Genomic DNA, 17,986 nt, shown 5'->3' on the forward strand with positions numbered 1-17,986 from the left:
CCCTGTTCGGTCTAAGAACCCGGATCGTTTTCTAATGCGGGGTGAAGGCAGTCACTAAGGGGTGTGCCAAAGGGCAACTAAGAGAGATCAAGCGCGTGCCGGAATTTTCAACGCCGGTCGAATGAAGTTGGGAAGCAAAGGAACAATCTATGAAGATTGCATACGGAATTCTTGCAGCCTTAGCAGTTGTGTTTTTCATCCTTGGAGGCAGCGATGCCCATGCCAAAGACAACAAGGGTAAAAAGCCGAACAAGGGGGGCAAGAACGGTGATGTCAGCATTCAGATAGAAGACAAACCCGGCAAAGGCCCAAAAGCTGTACCACCTGGACAGATCAAGCGCTACACGCGCGGTGCCAAGCTCCCATCTGACCTGGAGTTCGAGGATATTGGGGACCTTTCCAAATGGAAGCTTGGGGAGCCGGGCAAAGGAAACCGCTACATTCTGGTCGATGACGAAGTCCTCGAAGTTACGAATGACCTGTCTACCGTGGTCGATGCCGTCGGCATCGTCGGTGATCTTCTAAATTAGGCGAAAGTACGATGTTTCAGGGCAAGAACTACCTCGTTTGCCCTGACGCTGGCCGGGGCGATCATTTGTGAACCCCGGCCCAAGTTCAAAACCCGGATCCGAGGCGCTACGATGATAAAGGCCCTTCTTGTTCTTTTTGCGCTTGCTACCTTTTCGTCAGCACGCGCCCTACTCGCTCAGGAAAACGGTGCAACTGAAGTCCCGCAAACAATACGCTTTGAGGGCTATGTATAGCCCAGTCGCGAAGCAGAACTGTCGCCTTTGGTGGACAATGTGGTCAACCGGACTTTGCAAAGTCTGCTTTCTGCGCATTGCCGTAACTGGGGCATCCCGCAGCATCGGTCAAAGTGGGCTCAGTACCGCCGTTCTCTGCAGCTTGCATTATTGGCTGGTCGCAGCCCAAGGCGGACAGCGCTAGATAAGCGATAGGGCACAGGTGAACTAAGGAAACGTCTCATCTAAGAGATGCTTAGTCTGAATGGCGAGCCTTCAATGCGGCCAAAAACGCTGCATCAAATTCCTCTTTAGGGAGCGACTGATTTCGCATCCATTCCTGCAAGAATTGACGAAAGTCGCTATGCATTTAGATATAAAGTGCACTCAACGCGTAAGCCCAATCCTCCTTGCGGTTCCTAATCAACTTAGAGATCAGCGTTCCAGAAAAGCGACGCCTTTGTCTTATCGTGAGGTCACAGACACCCCAGATTTTTTAAATTGCAGCATATGCGACCTGAAAATGAGAATAGACATCCGCATCGGGCGTGCCGAGGACGTTGGACAGAGCTTCGAAATCACCTGAGGTTTCTTTACCTTCTTGCCGCGCCACGTTCGCCAGCACATCCGAAGTCACAGCAAAGTGACCGTGCCCGCTTCGAGCCAGAAACACGCATTGAGCGCAGTAGGCGTAAAATTCTAGAAAACCCTCCTGCAACGCGAACATCAATACTGCTTGCAGCCACACACCCTGGATTCCGAACTCTTGATTAACTAGCTGTCGATAAAACATATCCTCCGACAACAGCAAACCTTGACCAAGCGCAGCGAAAGCCGGATCAAGTAAATCGACAGAAAAGCTGCTGATCAGCTCCTGTGACATCTCGGGTATGTCGTCGGGAGCTTCGCTTGGTACGATTTCGCAGAAGCCAACGACGTGGTCCCGTACCTTCAACAATCGCTCATGGTACGCGGCAATTTCTTCTGCTGAATGCTCTTCACGAAAATACCGCCCGTCTTTCCAGGTAAGCGAAAGCCTACCAACAGAGTTGTCTTCGGACTCGACAGCCATTCTCGTCAATTCGTCAAGGCACGTTTGCGAGATCCGAATTCGGCCAAAAACTCGCTTGACCACATCAAAAGCGTCTGCCCAATAAATAGTCCAAGCGATCAGAGCATCGATGGTCGTTCCTTCGACACGCTTTTGAGCGATTAGTTCGAGCGCGCTGCCACGCTCGTCCGCGAAACCACGGCACACTATAATATCCGACCCGAGGCTACGCAGATAACCAGCGTATTCAATTGAAGTTCCGCCTTTCAAAGCCGCCAAAATGCTGATTGGAAAACCCTGTTTTGTGTAATATTCCGACGCTTTTTGATGCTGCTCAGCATAACCGCGGATGTAGTCAAGCACCGGTTGAACGTCGCCGTCCGCCATAGCCATCTTGGACATCTGGCGTGAGCCGGGAAACCGAATGTCAAACTCATCCATTATGATGTGGCAAGCTTGAGAATACTTGTGTTTTACTTCAGAGACTGTCCATTCCGATAATTGTTGAGCAATAACACCTGCAAACTGAAAACTTTCGCCAACGCTCTTTCCTATGCACATCTGTGCCAGCTCATTCGAAGTATCGACGACCAAACCAAATAGATGCCGCGCTTCTTTCTCTGGCTCGGCGGAAATTAGGAATTCTCGACGTTCTCCGTTGTCCCTTGTGATTGCAACCCAGCTATCGCCACTGACTTGTGGTACAGATGGAACCACTCGCTCGTTTGGTCCGAGACGCGTATTCATCTGTATCAGCCCACAATAGCCGCTGTGGGGTTCAGCCTCGTTGGGCCCTGCGCTCAGTGCTGCGTATGCGGTTGATATCGCTCGCTCAGGATACCCATGTTTCATCAAGAAATGGGCGAACCAGATTTGCTCTTCACTTTCACCGCGCAGATCAAGGTTGATCATTTCTTGGACGAGTTCATCAGCGGCGGCGAGCTTCTGCGAAAGATCCAACTGTCAGAATCTCAGGTAATTGAAATAGTCGACAGAGTTGAAGCTCAAATGCTCCAAAGAGAGGTGCGTGAAAAGGAACAGGTGACCTTTGTTAAGCCAAGAATTGTTACAAACGAAAAACCCGGAAAGGAAGTAGGCAGACCGAAATCCAAGTACAGTGGACAGCCGCACCTGTCGATTTTGGAAGAAGACGAAATCTTGTTCGAAAAGACCGAGCGCGCCAATAACCTTCAATACGGAAAATTCTTCACTCACCTGCGAAGGGTTTTCGATCTTTACGGACAAAGGCAAAAGCACTCTCCGCTACTTGCGGTAGTCAGCTAAGCATGTTTGCTTCCTGGGTATCCAGCTGAATTAGCTGAGCCCCACGCCTCAGGTACTCGTGCAAACAACACTTTGGCCCGTCTGACCGTAGTAGCCGCTTGTTGATCAAACGCCAGGCCTCCAGGTCAAAACTGGGGAAAAATGTATCGGCATCTTGGACTTGAATGTCGACCTCGGAAATCATCAACCTATTCGCTAGTGGGATCATCTCTTGGTAAATCCGTGCTCCTCCGATGCCATAAATTCGATCATATCCCGCATCGGCGGCGATCTTAACGGCCGCGGCCACCGAGGGAGCCACAAGATCCGCGGCGTCAGGCCGTGAAGATACAACGATATTTAGGCGCTTTGGCAGCGGTTTTACCGGAAGGCTATCCCACGTGTTACGTCCCATTATCAGTGCACCGCCGAGTGTTTCTCGCTGAAAGGACTTCAAGTCCTCGGGAAGATGCCAGGGGATATCGCCATTTCGGCCGATTGCGCCATTTTCGGCACGCGCGACGATCAAAGTAATCATTGCTTAGACCGCCACTGGCGCAGGGATCGCGGGTTCAGGATCATAATCAACGATCTCGAAGTCCTCGTATCGGAAATCAAATATGGACGACACATCGCGTTTGATGCGGATAGTCGGCAGCTTTTTCGGCTTGCGAGTAAGCTGCAATTTCACCTGATCCATATGGTTGGAATATATGTGGGCATCTCCAATAGTGTGCACAAAATCACCCGCTTCGTAGCCAGTAACATGAGCGAGCATCACTAGAAGCAACGCATAGGATGCAATGTTGAATGGCACGCCAAGGAACATGTCAGCTGACCGCTGGTAGAGCTGAAGGTGCATACGACCGTTCAAGACCCGAACTTGCCAGATTGTATGGCAAGGAGGGAGCGCCATGCGCGGAACATCTCCCGGATTCCATGCAGACACAATGAGGCGGCGACTATCGGGCGTGGACTTTATCGTTTCGATAAGCTGCGTGATCTGGTCAACTCCCCTCCCGAAGTACAGGGGTTCATCATCCTTTACCTGCCCAGTCGGTTGAAGTGTGGGGAAGGCTCGCCATTGATGGCCATATACTGGACCCAGATCACCATTTTCGTCAGCCCATTCGTCCCAAATCGTGACACCATTGTCGTTCAAATATTTGATGTTGGTGTCGCCAGCTATGAACCATAAAAGTTCATGAATAATTGATCTTAAGTGTAGCTTCTTGGTAGTTACCAAAGGAAAACCATCCGCCAACCGATAGCGCGACTGCAAGCCGAATAACGAGATTGTGCCCGTACCCGTGCGGTCGGTTGATTCCTCACCACATTCTAGAATGGTGTTCAATGCATCTAGATACTGCTTCAACTTTGCCCTCGCCTTTCTTTCTTCAGCTTGGACATCACTGGCCCAAAGCTAAAAGCATCGTGCAGTCACATTGACGTTCACTCAGACTAATCTGGGAACGAGACCTGTCTACGCGGCACGATATTTCAAACAGCACCTAGCCGCCCCAACTTTCCTCGTTTGAAAAAACCAGTCAGACCAATAACGGGAAAGCTACTTCCCACTTTTTCGTAACTTACTGACTTGGAAAGCATTTTCCATAAATTGGGAGTATTCACAGCACCTATAGCTTTCCAGTACCACTGCGTATAGATAATTGCGGGCAAATTCATCCGCGCCAGTTCGCGTGCCAACCCCTGCTGACCATCCTGGCTGATCATCGCCTCATAGTTGTCGTAGCACCGCGCGCTGTCGGCCTTGAGCACTTCAAGAACCCGCGCGGCCTCTTCCCCCTGCAGCGCATCGCCCCTGCCCTGATTGTTCACCTCGGACTGCGCCGCGACATGATCGGGCGCTGGGATATAGAACTCACGGTCGAGAATCGAGTAGCGCGCGGAGTATTCGTTTACATTTGCCGTGCGGTGGCGAATCCATTGCCGGGCCACGAACACGGGAAGTTTGACGAGCAGCTTGATCTCGCACATCTCGAACGGGGTCGAGTGCCAGTGACGCATCAGATAGCGGATCAGGCCCTCGTCATTCTGCACCGACTTCGTGCCCTTGCCGTAAGACACCCGTGCCGCCTGACAGATCACCGCGTCATCGCTCATATAGTCGATCACGCACACAAAACCGTGGTCCAGCACTTGATGGGCAGTGTAAAAATGCTCTTCCATACCCGCAGCCACAACGCGGCGTGTTTGATGCGATTGCGCCCTTTGCGCTTCGATCTCGGCCAGTTGGTCAGAGGACAGCGGCATGAAATCTCCTTTCCAGCAATGAGTCGCCCACCACTATATCTCGGCAATTCCCGGACCGGAACCGCGATATGTGCGCTCATTTCTTCAAAATTCAAAATGTGTCCCTGCTGCCCCTCGACACGCAATGTCCGCGCGCTAAGCTGCTGCGCATCACCTGAACAGAAAGGAAGCCGCAGATGGGGCTGACATATCTTCACACCATGGTCCGCGTGAAGGATCTGGAAAAGTCGATGGCGTTTTATGAGTTACTAGGCCTGAAGGAAACCCGCCGCTATGACAGCGAGGCCGGACGGTTTTCTCTGATCTTCATGGCGCCTCCTGGGCAAGAGGATCGGCCGATCGAGCTGACTTATAACTGGGATGGCGACGACGCTCTGCCGAGCGACAGCCGCCATTTCGGACACTTGGCCTACGGTGTCGATAACATCTACGAAGTCTGTCAGCACCTGCAGGACAGTGGCGTCGTGATCAATCGCCCGCCGCGCGATGGACGTATGGCGTTTGTGCGGTCCCCGGACAACATTTCCGTCGAACTTCTGCAGAACGGCGACGCGTTGAAACCCGCGGAGCCCTGGGCCAGCATGGAAAGCACCGGCCACTGGTGATCCGCTGGCTGACAGCACTGGGGCTAGCCGTTCTGGCCAGCCCGCTTCGGGCCGAAACCTGCCGTCTGGCCCTGGCTTTGGCCATGGACATCTCCACTTCGGTAGACGCAAACGAAGACGCCCTGCAGCGGCAGGGCTTGGCCGCCGCGCTTGTCGCGCCCGAGGTTACCGAGGCGTTCTTTTCCTCGCCTATGCCGGTTGCGCTCGCCGTGTATGAATGGAGCGGTCGATCCACCCAGCGCGTCATTCTGAACTGGACGATGATCTACACGCAGGCCGACCTTTTCGCCGCGGCGGCGACCGTGCAGCAATCGATCCGGTCCGATAGTGGCTCGGCCACAGCGATGGGATATGCGCTGGCCTTCGGTGCAACCCTGATGCAGCAGGCCCCGCCCTGTTTGTTTCAAACCATCGATCTGTCGGGCGATGGGTCGAACAATGACGGCTATGGCCCGGACTCGGCCTATAGACACTTTCCCTTTCAGAACACGGTCGTCAACGGTTTGGTCATCAATGCCGCCGATTTCGAGGGCGAGCTGTACCTGATCCCGTTTTTCGAAAACAACGTCCTGCACGGGCCCGGCGCGTTTCTGGAAATTGCGCAGGGGTTCGAGGATTTCGAACGCGCGATGCGGCGCAAACTGGAGCGGGAACTGAAGGGGTTGCAAATCGGCGCTCTGCAGGACGCCGCGAAAAGGATGCAAGGACTGGACCTGCCCAACGCAAATCCCATCCCGCGCCCCTGATCAGTAGATATACCGGATCTGGTCGGTCCAATACCGCTCGACCCGGCGCAGAGACATGGTGATGTCGTCGATCCCTTCCAGCCCCAGCACGCCACGGGTCTGCAACCCTTCGGCATGGCGCGAGAACAGCTTGGACACGATATCGCGGATTTCCCGCCCGCGCGGGGTCAAACGAACCCGGACCGAGCGCCTGTCGATCTCGCAGCGCTGGTGGTGCATGTAGCCCATTTCAACCAGCTTCTTGAGGTTGTAGCTGACGTTGCTGCCTTGATAATAGCCACGGCTTTTAAGTTCGCCCGCCGTCACCTCATGGTCACCGATATTGAATAGCAATAAGGCCTGAACAGCGTTGATCTCCAACACTCCGACACGCTCGAACTCATCCTTGATGACGTCCAGCAGCAGGCGGTGCAGACGCTCGACCAAAGCGAGCGCCTCGAGATAGCTGGTCATAAACCCCTTGGTTTCCGGCGCGGAGACCTGCATTTCCATACTCATCCGATCCTCCGATTCACTCGCGCTGTTTCAGGCAGCATGAATCGAAATCCCGAAAAATCGGTTAAGCCGGGTTTTCTTTATTTTTGAAAGGTCTGCGCGATATCCGCGATGAGGTCGGCAAAAACACCGGGCGGTTGAACCTGACCCGTGACCCATTGATAGAGGTCCTGATCGTTTTCATGCAGCATGGCGTCGTACAGGTCTAGACCCGCCGTATCCATCTTATCCAGATTGCGTTCGGCATAGGCAGAAAGGATCAGGTCCATCTCTTTGATACCGCGCCGCATTGAGCGCATCTGCATGCGCTTGATCCGGACTTCGCGCGTTTCGGTCACTGGGCCGACTCCAACATCAATCGCAGTCGCTTTTCCAGCCGCGCGGCACGCTCAGCACTGGCGCGCATCTCCCCGCGGATGGCACGCAGTTCTGCCACTGCGTCCACCAGTTCCAGATCGCCCTCGGCCTCGTCGACCGGGGCTTCCATGCCCTCACCCTCGCCAGTCAGCAGCCACATGATCGAGACGTTGATCATGCCCGCCATCATCGACAATCGGTTGGCGCGTGGTTCGGACAGATCGTTTTCCCAGGCCGCGATCGTTGCCTTCTTGACCCCCAGGCGCCGGGCCAGCTGGGACTGTGTCATCCCTGCGGCCTCACGCGCGCCCGCCAGCCTGTCCCCGAAAGTCGCTGCATCTGCTCCATACCAGTCGGTTTCGTCGCTCATCGGGGTCTCCTAATTCATTATTCATACAGCTTGATCGTCATTCGGGCGCACCCTATGACAGACAGGTTGAACATACAAACCGAGGTCGACCATGAGTTTCCTGTCTGCGACACTGTCACGCGTAAAACCCTCTCCGACCATTGCAATGACAGCAAAAGCGGCTGAGCTGAAAGCCGCCGGTCGCGACGTGATCGGCCTGAGCGCGGGCGAGCCGGATTTTGACACTCCGCAGAACATCAAGGACGCGGCAGTGGCGGCGATCGCGGCGGGTAAGACCAAATACACCGCGCCAGACGGCATCCCCGAGCTGAAACAAGCCGCCTGTGCCAAGATGAAACGCGACCATGGGTTGGATTACACGCCTGCGCAGATCTCGGTTGGGACCGGAGGCAAGCAGACCCTGTACAACGCCCTCATGGCGACAATGAATGACGGCGATGAGGTCATTATCCCCGCACCCTATTGGGTCAGTTATCCTGATATGGTGCTGTTGGCCGGGGGCACTCCGGTTGTGGTCGAAACGACGCTGGCAAACAGCTTTAAGCTGACCGCCGAACAGCTTGAGGCCGCAATCACGCCCAAGACCAAGTGGTTCATCTTCAACTCACCGTCCAACCCGACCGGCGCGGGGTACAGCAGTGACGAGTTGAAGGCGCTGACCGATGTATTAATGCGCCATCCGCATGTCTGGATCATGTCCGATGACATGTATGAGCACCTGGCCTACGACGGGTTCGAATTCTGCACCCCGGCCGAAGTCGAACCCGGCCTCTTTGACCGCACGCTGACCTGCAACGGGGTCTCGAAAGCCTATGCCATGACCGGATGGAGGATTGGGTATGCCGCCGGTCCGGTTGAGATCATTGCCGCGATGCGCAAGATCCAGTCACAGTCTACATCGAACCCTTGCTCGGTCAGCCAATGGGCTGCGGTCGAGGCGCTGAATGGAACGCAAGCGTTTCTGGCCCCGAACAACGAAACCTTCAAACGTCGCCGCGATTTGGTCGTACGGATGCTGAACGAAATCGACGACATCACCTGCCCCACCCCCGAAGGCGCGTTCTATGTCTACCCCTCAATCGCCGGGCTGATCGGTAAGACCACACCGGCGGGCACGGTGATCGACTCGGATGAGGCTTTCGCTACCGCCCTGCTGGAAGAGGCAGACGTGGCCGTCGTGTTCGGCGCGGCCTTCGGCTTGTCGCCGAACTTCCGCGTCAGCTATGCAACCTCGGATGAGGCCCTGTCCGAAGCCTGCACCCGCATTCAGCGCTTCTGCGCGTCCCTGACCTGAGCCGGAGGCCCCGATGACCGCAGAACTGCCAGAATACTATTTCCGTATCCGTGAAAACGGCGCGGTTGTTTTCAGGATCGACACTGAAAATCGCCAGCGGCGGATCGAGATGGATCAGATCGCGGTCATCAACATTCGCAACGGCGAGGTGAAACCGCAAGGCCAGCGCACCCTAACCGAAGCCGACCATGCAGAAATTGCGCGCTGGATAGAGGAACGCAAAGCCCTACTGGCGCAGCGCGATATCGACGACATTCATCGCGCGGTCGACTACATGAACCTGACAACGCAATGGGCGCAGTCCAAGGCGTCGGAAGAACAACTCGAGGATGTCACCGACCGATTGCTGCTGGCGATGCACGATCTGCGCACCGTTCTGGTGCGCAAAAAGGCGGATCGGCTGACCAAAGGCTGACCGGGAGGCTATTCGGCCGGAACGCCAACCCCACGGACCGATCGCATCCAGAACCGCGCCATCAGCAGAACGGCGGCGCAGGCAAGGCCAAGCACGAGGCCCAGCCAGATGCCGATCCCGTCCATACCCTGCACGAAGCCAAAGTAGTACGACGCCGGTATCCCCACGACCCAATAACTGAGTCCGGCCATCACCATCGGCACCTTGGCGTCCTGCAATCCGCGCAACAGGCCCAGCGCAATCACCTGCGCCCCGTCCACCAACTGGAACAGAGCGGCCATGGCCAGCAGCCCGGTGCCGATGGCCAGGATTTGCGGGCGCTGTGGATCGTCTGATTCCATGAACAGCGAAATCAGCGGTTCGGCACAGGTCAGGAACAGGATAACCGTGAATACGGATACCACCAGAGACATGCCCGTCACCGCGATCGCACCCTTTTCCAGATGCGGGCGGTCTTTGCGCCCAAGGGCATTCCCCGCCCGGATCGTTGCCGCATTGGACAGCCCCAAATGCACCATGAACGTGGCCGAGGCCAGGTTCAGCGCGATCCCATGTGCCGCCAGCGGCACCTGCCCCAGCCAACCCATCATGATGGCCGACATGGCGAACAGGCTGACCTCGGCCAGCGTCGTCAGGCCGATGGGTACGCCAAGGCGCAGGACGCTGAAAAAAAACTCCCAATCCGGGCGCCAGAAACGTTGGAACAGGCTGTGTTCCGGCAACACACGCACCGCATAAATCACCACAAAGACCAGCGACACGATCTGCGTCAAGACCGAGGCGATGGCCGCGCCCATCACCCCCAATTCGGGCGCGCCCCAGTTGCCGAAGATCAGCGCATAGTTCGTCACCGCGTTCACCACCGCTGCGGTGACGGTGATCCACAGTACGATCTGAGTCCGTTCAAGCGCGGCCAGATAGGATTTCAGCACCATCACCAACAGCGCCGGGAACAGGCCCCACCCCGCAACACGCAGGTATTGTGACGCAGTTTCAGCGACTTGCGGGTCTTGCTTCAAGGCAATGAGAATGGGCTGAGACCACCACAACAGCGGCATCACCAGCGTCGCATAGATCAGAGACAGCCACAGCCCCATCCGGGTTGAGCGGCGAATGCTGGTCTCATCCTCTTCGGCGGCGGCCGTTGCCACCATGGGCATCACTGCCCAGCCAAACCCGGCGCCGAACAGAAACAGCACGAAGTAATAGCTGCTTGCCAGTGTCACGGCAGCCAGAGCCTCGACCCCGTACCAGCCCAGCATGACCGTGTCGGTCAGTCCGATCGCGAACTGCGCCAGATGCCCGCCGATCAACGGAAAGCCCAGCACGGCAATGGCCCGAAAATGGCCGCGATATGTCATCACCTTGTTCATCCCATCAGCCTTATGCCCGGCCAAAGGCCGGGACAAGAGGTGATAAGGTAAATTTCAGGTTGAGACTATCGGTGCACTAACAGTCGGCCTAACCGGTCACTACGCTTCCGGGTGCAGGGTATTGCCCAGAATATGCTCGGATCGATGGATCACGTGATGGGCCTGCCCTACGATCAGAGGATCGGGTTGCCCCACGATACCGTGATCCTTGTCCGGGTAGTCCAGCGTCGACAGGAAATGGCGCATGCAATTCAGACGAGCGCGTTTCTTGTCGTTCGATTTTACGATTGTCCAGGGCGCATCCGCAGTGTCCGTGTAGAAGAACATAGCCTCTTTCGCCTCGGTATAATCATCCCACTTGTCGAGGCTGGCCTTGTCAATCGGCGACAGTTTCCACTGTTTCAGCGGATCAGTCTCACGGCTTTTGAACCGGCGCTGTTGCTCGGACTGCGTGACAGAGAACCAGTATTTGTAAAGCTGAATGCCCGAACGGACCAACATCCGCTCAAGATCCGGCGTCTGACGCATGAACTCAAGGTATTCGTTTGGCGAGCAGAACCCCATGACGCGCTCAACACCTGCGCGGTTGTACCAGGACCGGTCGTAGAACACCATTTCGCCAACCGTCGGAAGTTCCTGAACATAGCGCTGATAGTACCACTGACCCTTTTCCTCCCAGGTCGGCTTGTTCAGGGCCACAACGCGCGCCTGACGCGGGTTCAGGTGCTCCATGAAACGTTTGATTGTGCCGCCCTTGCCGGCCGCGTCTCGACCTTCGAACAGCAGCACAAATCGCTGACCGGATTCCTGGGCCCACAACTGAACCTTCAGCAATTCAGCTTGCAGTTCGGCCTTTTGCGCCTCATAGGATTTGCGTGCCATCTTGCGGCCATAGGGGTATTTGCCACTTTCAAACGCCTGCCGAATTTTCTCGGGGCTGGGCTGAGAAGGCGCGGTTTTCGATGTTGGCGAGATTTTGACGGGGGATTGTGTTTCTTCGATTTTTACAACAGCTTCCATTCAGTCTTTCCTTTTTTCACTATCCGCAGACACGGCTAGCAGAAGACGCTGTTATTCGCTTTGATTGGCGTCAAATTGATGCGCGAAAAACCCATCAATTCGAGGAGAAAGAGGATGGTTGCAATGAACACCGACATCGTCGACCTGAACGGCCAGTCCTTCTTTCTGCGGCGCTGGGGCGAACCCGACCTGCCGCCTTTGGTGATGTTGCACGGCTTTCCCGAATATGGCGGGGCCTGGAGCGATCTGGCCCTACATCTGGCCAACCATTTTCATTGCATCGCACCGGACCAGCGCGGCTATGGGCAAAGCTGGTGTCCGGACGGGGTTGGCCATTATGCACTGTCGCGACTGGTCTCGGACGTGGCGGCGCTGATTGAACAGTTCGAAGCACCGACCTGCATCTTGGGGCACGATTGGGGTGCCTCAGTGGCCTATGGTCTGGCCATGTTCCGCCCTGAGCTGGTCAGCCACCTGATCATCGCAAACGGCGTCCACCCGGGGCCGTTTCAACGCGCCATGGCAGCCGGTGGCGCGCAATCCGAGGCGTCGCAATATATCAACGTCCTGCGCGCGCCGGATGCTGCGTCACACTTCTCGGCTGACAATTTCGCGCAACTCGAACAGTTCTTTCGCTTTGGCATGGGCGTCGATTGGCTGTCGGAGGAACGTATGCAGGACTATCGCTCCGAATGGGCCCGGCCCGGTCGGCTTGAGGCGATGCTGAACTGGTACCGCGCCTCGCCTTTGGTCGTCGCCATACCCGGAGAGCCCCGCACCGATCTGCCCGATTTGCCGCTGGACCGCCTGATGGTCCGTTGTCCGCACCTGCTGCTGTGGGGGCCTGACGACAAAGCTCTGCTGCCCGAGGCCACTGCGGGTTTGGAAGAATTCGCACCCGACCTGACCCGCGTCGTAATCCCCGGCACCGACCACTGGCTGCATCATCAGAAACCGAAGGCCGTTGCACAGGCCATTCTGGACTGGCTCGCGGACTGACCGCTTACGAATGCCCCCAATCCTCGGGGTCGTCCGAGTTACTCGGCGACAAGCCCAGAATGTCTCCGTCAGTCGAGCAGCCCAATCCCAGAACCGTCCGGTTCGCATAGGCGAAGTAAGCACAGACCTGATTGATCTCGAGAATCTCGCCGTCATCCCAGCCAGCATCCCGCAGGGCCTGAACATCCGCTTTAACCATTTCCGCCGGAGCTTCGGTAAGCTTGCGTGCATAATTCATCGCCGCGATCTGCGCCTCATCCAACGGAGCGGCGCTCAGAGACCCCGCCTCGATCGCGGTGCGGATAGCATGACCCCGATCCAGGTCTTTCAACAACCGTTGAAGACCGCTGAAATGATGCTCAACACAATACCCGCACTGGTTCAACGAACTGACCCAAACGCCCAGAACCTCAAGAAACCACTTGGGAACCTTGTTGGCGGAATGATGAAGCACGTTCTTGTAAAGCGACATGTGGCCTTCCATCGAATGCGGCCGCAGGGAATGTGCCATCATGATGTTATCGACGTTGTTGCCCGGCCCCGTGACCCGTTCGTAAAGCTTCCGCAGCTTGCCGTTGGCCTGGTTGAACGGAACAGTCTTGATCCAGCTCATACAGTTTCCCTTCTTTTTGTCGCTCCATCCCCACTCCAGTGTCGCCCCGACAATCGACAAGACGAAACTGGATTGGTCAACCATGTCAGGCTAAGCTGACGTAAGGCAAGGGGGAGTATCCGATGGAAATGGCGGAAAAAACGGTCGCGGACTGGTATGCCAATCACCCGATTTCTGCACCGCATATTCTGACAAAGTTAAAGGACATCCGTGGTTCGCTGGATGGTATTAACCCTAAGGAACTCTACCCCTATGATCAGGATCACTATGACGGGCTCGAGGCGAACGCCCGGCTAGCCGACAAGGCCCGGATGAACGCAGGGGACAGTGTTCTGGATGTCTGCGCCGGGCTGTGCGGCCCTGCGCGCTGGTACGCGTCCGAGCGCGGCGTTCAGGTGACTGGTGTCGACATCAGCCCCAACCGAGTCGAAGGCGCGCAAGAGCTGAATACGCTGGTCGGGCTGCAGGATCGGATTCGCCCTGTTCTGGCCAGTGCGATGGATATGCCCCTTGACGATGCGCAGTTCGACGCTGCGGTCAGCCAGGAATCTTTCTTGCACATCCCCGACAAATCGAAAGCCCTGCACGAGGTGTTTCGTGTTCTGCGCCCTGGCGGTCGTTTTGCCTTCACCGATTGGGTGATGCATACGCCTTTGCCAGAAGATGAGATGGAACAATACCGCCAGCGCTTTGCTTGCCAGTCGCTGCTGAGCATTCCTGAATACGAATCCCTGCTCCGGCAAGCTGGATTCGAGATTGTGTCAGCCGACGACATTACCGGGCCGTGGGGAGATATTCTGGCGCGGCGGCTCAGCATGTATCAAACTCTGGATGCCGAGGCCGAACGCGCGGGCAATCCCTCCAAGGGGGGTGACTTCCTAAAGATGTACGCGAAATTTGTCGACGACGTGCAGCAGCGGCGCATCGGCGGTGTGCGCCTGACCGCTGAAAAACCTCAATAAGCCCACGCAAGTCAGCACCGTTGCTCCCGTAATCACAGACACGGGGCGGTATGTTTCGCGCGTTCAGCACAGCCAAATGCCCACAACACCTCGCGCCCCTCTTCCCCCGGACCACATCACCTGCCATAATGGGACCCAACCTAAAAACAAGAGCAGCACCGATGCCCGACGATCTGTTGACGCCCAGCGCGACCACCACCTATGACGCCTCCTCGATCGAGGTGCTTGAAGGGCTGGAGCCGGTCCGAAAACGCCCTGGTATGTATATCGGCGGCACCGATGAGCGCGCGTTGCACCATATGGTGGCCGAAATCCTCGACAACTCGATGGACGAGGCCGTCGCTGGTCATGCCAACCGGATCGAGGTCGAGCTGCACGCCGATTACGCCCTGACCGTGCGCGACAACGGGCGCGGCATTCCGATCGATCCGCATCCGAAGTTCCCTAACAAATCGGCGCTTGAGGTCATCCTGTGCACCCTGCACGCGGGCGGCAAGTTCTCGGGCAAGGCGTACCAGACCTCGGGCGGTCTGCACGGCGTGGGTGCATCCGTGGTCAACGCGCTGTCGGATTCCATGGTAGTGCAGGTGGCGCGCGACAAGACGCTGTTCGAACAACGCTTCTCGCGCGGCGTTCCTTTGGGTCCGGTCGAGAAAATCGGCGCGGCCCCCAACCGGCGCGGCACGACAGTGACCTTCCACGCGGACGAGGAAATCTTTGGCCATCACCGCTTTAAACCTGCGCGTCTGTTCAAATCCATCCGCTCCAAGGCTTACCTGTTCTCGGGTGTTGAAATCCGCTGGAAATCCCACATCGACGACGGCGAAACCCCGACCGAGGCCAGCTTTCACTTCCCCGGCGGCCTGTCGGATTACCTGAAGGAGACGATGAACGGCTCTTCCACTTATGCCGAGCAGCCCTTCGCCGGCACGGTGGATTTCAATGAGAAATTCAGAACGCCGGGCAAGGTCGAATGGGCGATCAACTGGACTCCATCGCGTGATGGGTTCATCCAGTCCTACTGTAACACCGTCCCCACGCCTGAAGGCGGCACCCATGTGGCGGGCTTCTGGGCTGCGGTCCTCAAGGGGATCAAGGCCTATGGCGAGCTGATCAATAACAAGAAAGCCGGTCAGATTACCCGCGATGATCTGATCACCGGCGGCTGTGCACTGGTGTCGTGCTTCATCAGCGAACCGGAATTCGTCGGTCAAACCAAGGACCGTCTGGCCACGGTCGAGGCCCAACGGCTGGTAGAAAACTCGGTCCGCGACCATTTTGACAACTGGCTGGCCGCAGACACGAAATCCGCCGGCGCGATCCTCGACTTCCTCATCCTGAGGGCCGAGGAACGTCTGCGCCGTCGGGCCGAGAAGGAAACACAACGCAAGTCCGCCACTAAGAAACTTCGTCTTCCCGGCAAGCTGGTGGACTGCTCTAGTTCAACACGCGACGGCACGGAATTATTCATCGTCGAGGGCGATTCTGCGGGCGGCTCCGCCAAGATGGGCCGCGACCGCAAGACACAGGCCCTGCTGCCCCTGCGTGGTAAGATCCTGAACGTGCTGGGCGCGGCCAGTTCGAAACTGGGCACCAATGCCGAGATCAATGACCTGACGCAGGCGCTGGGTGTCGGGCTTGGCACCAAGTTCAACGTCGACGACCTGCGCTATGACAAGGTCATCATCATGACCGACGCGGATGTGGACGGGGCGCATATCGCCTCGCTGCTGATGACGTTCTTCTTCACCCAGATGCGCCCAATGATCGACGCGGGCCACCTGTACCTCGCCTGCCCGCCTTTGTATCGCCTGACCCAAGGCGCCAAGCGCGTCTATTGCCTGGACGAGGCCGAGCGGGACGAGTGGCTTGAGAACGGTCTGGGCGGCAAGGGCAAGATCGACGTCTCGCGTTTCAAGGGTCTGGGCGAGATGGACGCCAAGGACCTGAAAGAGACCACGATGGACCCGGCCTCCCGCAAACTGATCCGCGTCACCATCGACGAGGACGAACCCGGCGAAACCGGCGATCTGGTCGAGCGTTTGATGGGCAAAAAACCCGAACTGCGGTTCCAGTACATTCAGGAGAACGCGCGGTTTGTGGAGGAGTTGGATGTTTAAGGAGGCTTTTTGGGTCGCGGACACATGTCTCCGCAAAACCCGAAAATGAACGCCAAAGCGGAAATTAGACTAATCAATCGGACCATAGCTTTTTTCAGTGCATTTTGGGTATTGACTGTAATCTGCGTCCTGTTCTTGCCAGACCTATTTCCTTCTACTGGCATTTCGCTTTCCAAAGCGTACCTTTTTATCATTGCTTGGTGGCCAGCGGCTATGTTGATGCATCTAGCTAAAAAGAGTGTGGACAAACGCCAATGAAGCAAACGTTCCGTTATTCAGCGAGACCTACTCCAAATGTTACTTGCGATCTGGTCGTGCTTCTGAAGGGCAAAAAAACCGAATTGCGGTTTCACTACATTCAGGAGAACACGCGTTTTTTGGAGAAGTTGGATGTTTGAACGTGCTCGAAGAGTCCATCTTGCATTTAGCATAGCTTCATTGTCGATGGCTCTAGCGGGGCCAATCTCTGCACGAGAAACCGACAACTCCATCTTTGATGCCCATCCAAGCTGCAAAGAATACATCTTGTTCTTGGGCAACGAAGAGGTTGAAGCGAGTCCAGAATGTCATAGCACTTCCACCTTTTTGATAAAAAACAACAAGTTGTCACATAAAAAGTTCACTGTCGAAGCATTGAAAGCGTTTCCCAAGAACAGTGGCGTCTCATTCCTACATCATTTCTTTCGCGCAATGCAGTCTGATGATGAGTTGTTAGCATACTATTGGGCGGACAACGCGGACAGGCAATTACACACTGCAACATCACTCTCGGGAGATGTTTCGAGAGCGGATTTATACTCCTCTCTTCTCGCTCGATCAAAATATGAATTGATTGAAGGATTTTGCCGGAGCAACCCTTACTGCCCCAAACTATCGAGGATTGAGCACCCAATCGATCCAAAAATTGCGGAATTGTCTGAGTTGGAAGCCGAGAATACAGAGGCGATCCTAAAGTGTTTATCACGAATTGACTCGTTCACTGTGCCAATTGAGATTGTGATTACATCCAAACGGTTTTCAACGTGCTTGAAGGCGAATTCGTAAGGCCCTAGCGAATTAATCGAACTAAAAGCAGGCACTCGCTGATCGGAAGACAATAGCTCTCAAATTAGCGCAACCACGAATGCCTCAGCATGACAACAATCCTCGCGCCCGGCCCGAGGGTGGGTGCGGAACTCGCCCGGCCACGGGGGTGGGTCGGGCGCGTGCATGATGCGGGGTGGGTCGGGCGCGTGTTTGATGCTTCGCATTATGCATTTGGTGGATGGCGCGAGACCGCCCAGCAA

General features: G+C 56.1%; 20 protein-coding genes. 10 read left to right on the forward strand and 10 right to left on the reverse strand.

Annotated elements, in window-relative coordinates; translation table 11 throughout:
• Nucleotides 1-149 precede the first annotated feature (149 nt).
• Entirely contained in the window at nucleotides 150-530 is a 381-nt protein-coding gene (locus ACR0IK_RS05825) for a hypothetical protein (protein ID WP_170337130.1), read from the forward strand.
• Nucleotides 531-1,239: 709 nt separating this feature from the next.
• On the opposite strand, the gene ACR0IK_RS05830 is transcribed toward ACR0IK_RS05825, so the two are convergent.
• Nucleotides 1,240-2,541: a PIN domain-containing protein gene (locus ACR0IK_RS05830; protein WP_480640790.1), complete on the reverse strand. Its 1,302-nt coding sequence runs from the start codon at nucleotides 2,539-2,541 to the stop codon at nucleotides 1,240-1,242.
• A gap of 96 nt (nucleotides 2,542-2,637) precedes the next feature.
• On the opposite strand from ACR0IK_RS05830, the gene ACR0IK_RS05835 reads away from it, so the two are divergent.
• On the forward strand, nucleotides 2,638-3,078 hold the full coding sequence (locus ACR0IK_RS05835; RefSeq protein WP_480640791.1) for a hypothetical protein: 441 nt from the start codon (nucleotides 2,638-2,640) through the stop codon (nucleotides 3,076-3,078).
• Here ACR0IK_RS05835 and ACR0IK_RS05840 read toward each other — a convergent pair.
• The 3 genes from ACR0IK_RS05840 to thyX form a co-directional block, all read right to left on the reverse strand.
• Nucleotides 3,071-3,595 (reverse strand): dihydrofolate reductase, encoded by a 525-nt coding sequence (locus ACR0IK_RS05840; RefSeq protein ID WP_480595569.1) that lies wholly within the window; start codon nucleotides 3,593-3,595, stop codon nucleotides 3,071-3,073. The two genes, ACR0IK_RS05835 and ACR0IK_RS05840, sit on opposite strands and share 8 nt — an antisense overlap.
• 3 nt (nucleotides 3,596-3,598) lie before the next feature.
• Nucleotides 3,599-4,432 carry a thymidylate synthase gene (locus ACR0IK_RS05845; protein ID WP_480595570.1) on the reverse strand — a complete coding sequence of 278 codons (834 nt, stop codon included), beginning with the start codon at nucleotides 4,430-4,432 and terminating at the stop codon, nucleotides 3,599-3,601.
• A gap of 125 nt (nucleotides 4,433-4,557) precedes the next feature.
• Nucleotides 4,558-5,331 carry an FAD-dependent thymidylate synthase gene (thyX, locus tag ACR0IK_RS05850; protein WP_480640792.1) on the reverse strand — a complete coding sequence of 258 codons (774 nt, stop codon included), beginning with the start codon at nucleotides 5,329-5,331 and terminating at the stop codon, nucleotides 4,558-4,560.
• Nucleotides 5,332-5,507: 176 nt separating this feature from the next.
• On the opposite strand from thyX, the gene ACR0IK_RS05855 reads away from it, so the two are divergent.
• Together ACR0IK_RS05855 and ACR0IK_RS05860 are read left to right on the forward strand one after the other, a co-directional pair.
• Complete coding sequence (locus ACR0IK_RS05855) at nucleotides 5,508-5,936, forward strand: VOC family protein (protein ID WP_480595572.1); 429 nt, start codon at nucleotides 5,508-5,510, stop codon at nucleotides 5,934-5,936.
• A complete protein-coding gene (locus ACR0IK_RS05860; protein ID WP_480640793.1) occupies nucleotides 5,933-6,682 on the forward strand; it encodes a DUF1194 domain-containing protein in 750 nt (249 codons plus the stop codon). The genes ACR0IK_RS05855 and ACR0IK_RS05860 overlap by 4 nt, the downstream gene beginning before the upstream one ends.
• Here ACR0IK_RS05860 and ACR0IK_RS05865 read toward each other — a convergent pair whose 3' ends face one another.
• The 3 genes from ACR0IK_RS05865 to ACR0IK_RS05875 all read right to left on the reverse strand — a co-directional run bounded on the left by ACR0IK_RS05865 (nucleotide 6,683) and on the right by ACR0IK_RS05875 (nucleotide 7,904).
• Nucleotides 6,683-7,180, reverse strand: a complete 498-nt coding sequence (locus tag ACR0IK_RS05865) for a MarR family winged helix-turn-helix transcriptional regulator (protein ID WP_480595574.1) — start codon at nucleotides 7,178-7,180, stop codon at nucleotides 6,683-6,685.
• Between the two features lie 77 nt (nucleotides 7,181-7,257).
• Nucleotides 7,258-7,515 (reverse strand): succinate dehydrogenase assembly factor 2, encoded by a 258-nt coding sequence (locus ACR0IK_RS05870; protein ID WP_480595575.1) that lies wholly within the window; start codon nucleotides 7,513-7,515, stop codon nucleotides 7,258-7,260.
• Entirely contained in the window at nucleotides 7,512-7,904 is a 393-nt protein-coding gene (locus tag ACR0IK_RS05875; protein ID WP_480595576.1) for a helix-turn-helix domain-containing protein, read from the reverse strand. Before ACR0IK_RS05875 ends, ACR0IK_RS05870 begins: the two co-directional genes overlap by 4 nt.
• A gap of 91 nt (nucleotides 7,905-7,995) precedes the next feature.
• Between ACR0IK_RS05875 and ACR0IK_RS05880 the strand changes: the two genes are divergently transcribed.
• Together ACR0IK_RS05880 and ACR0IK_RS05885 are read left to right on the forward strand one after the other, a co-directional pair.
• Nucleotides 7,996-9,198, forward strand: coding sequence for a pyridoxal phosphate-dependent aminotransferase (locus ACR0IK_RS05880; protein WP_480595577.1), 1,203 nt, complete (start codon nucleotides 7,996-7,998; stop codon nucleotides 9,196-9,198).
• 13 nt (nucleotides 9,199-9,211) lie between these two features.
• Nucleotides 9,212-9,613, forward strand: coding sequence for a hypothetical protein (locus tag ACR0IK_RS05885; RefSeq protein WP_480640794.1), 402 nt, complete (start codon nucleotides 9,212-9,214; stop codon nucleotides 9,611-9,613).
• Between the two features lie 8 nt (nucleotides 9,614-9,621).
• Here ACR0IK_RS05885 and ACR0IK_RS05890 read toward each other — a convergent pair whose 3' ends face one another.
• Nucleotides 9,622-10,986 carry an MATE family efflux transporter gene (locus ACR0IK_RS05890; protein ID WP_480640795.1) on the reverse strand — a complete coding sequence of 455 codons (1,365 nt, stop codon included), beginning with the start codon at nucleotides 10,984-10,986 and terminating at the stop codon, nucleotides 9,622-9,624.
• 99 nt (nucleotides 10,987-11,085) lie between these two features.
• On the reverse strand, nucleotides 11,086-12,006 hold the full coding sequence (gene ppk2 / locus ACR0IK_RS05895; protein WP_480640797.1) for a polyphosphate kinase 2: 921 nt from the start codon (nucleotides 12,004-12,006) through the stop codon (nucleotides 11,086-11,088).
• Nucleotides 12,007-12,120: 114 nt separating this feature from the next.
• On the opposite strand from ppk2, the gene ACR0IK_RS05900 reads away from it, so the two are divergent.
• A complete protein-coding gene (locus ACR0IK_RS05900; protein WP_480640798.1) occupies nucleotides 12,121-13,005 on the forward strand; it encodes an alpha/beta fold hydrolase in 885 nt (294 codons plus the stop codon).
• Nucleotides 13,006-13,009: 4 nt separating this feature from the next.
• Here the strand turns inward: ACR0IK_RS05900 and ACR0IK_RS05905 are convergent, their stop codons facing one another.
• A complete protein-coding gene (locus tag ACR0IK_RS05905; RefSeq protein ID WP_480640799.1) occupies nucleotides 13,010-13,618 on the reverse strand; it encodes a carboxymuconolactone decarboxylase family protein in 609 nt (202 codons plus the stop codon).
• A 122-nt stretch (nucleotides 13,619-13,740) separates the two neighbouring features.
• On the opposite strand from ACR0IK_RS05905, the gene ACR0IK_RS05910 reads away from it, so the two are divergent.
• The 3 genes from ACR0IK_RS05910 (at nucleotide 13,741) to ACR0IK_RS05920 (ending at nucleotide 17,744) form a co-directional block, all read left to right on the forward strand.
• Complete coding sequence (locus tag ACR0IK_RS05910; protein ID WP_480640800.1) at nucleotides 13,741-14,580, forward strand: class I SAM-dependent methyltransferase; 840 nt, start codon at nucleotides 13,741-13,743, stop codon at nucleotides 14,578-14,580.
• A 161-nt stretch (nucleotides 14,581-14,741) separates the two neighbouring features.
• A complete protein-coding gene (gene parE / locus ACR0IK_RS05915) occupies nucleotides 14,742-16,700 on the forward strand; it encodes a DNA topoisomerase IV subunit B (RefSeq protein ID WP_480640801.1) in 1,959 nt (652 codons plus the stop codon).
• A gap of 390 nt (nucleotides 16,701-17,090) precedes the next feature.
• On the forward strand, nucleotides 17,091-17,744 hold the full coding sequence (locus ACR0IK_RS05920; RefSeq protein ID WP_480640802.1) for a hypothetical protein: 654 nt from the start codon (nucleotides 17,091-17,093) through the stop codon (nucleotides 17,742-17,744).
• The last annotated feature ends 242 nt before the right edge of the window (nucleotides 17,745-17,986 follow it).

This window comes from Ruegeria sp. BF7 (assembly GCF_056538605.1).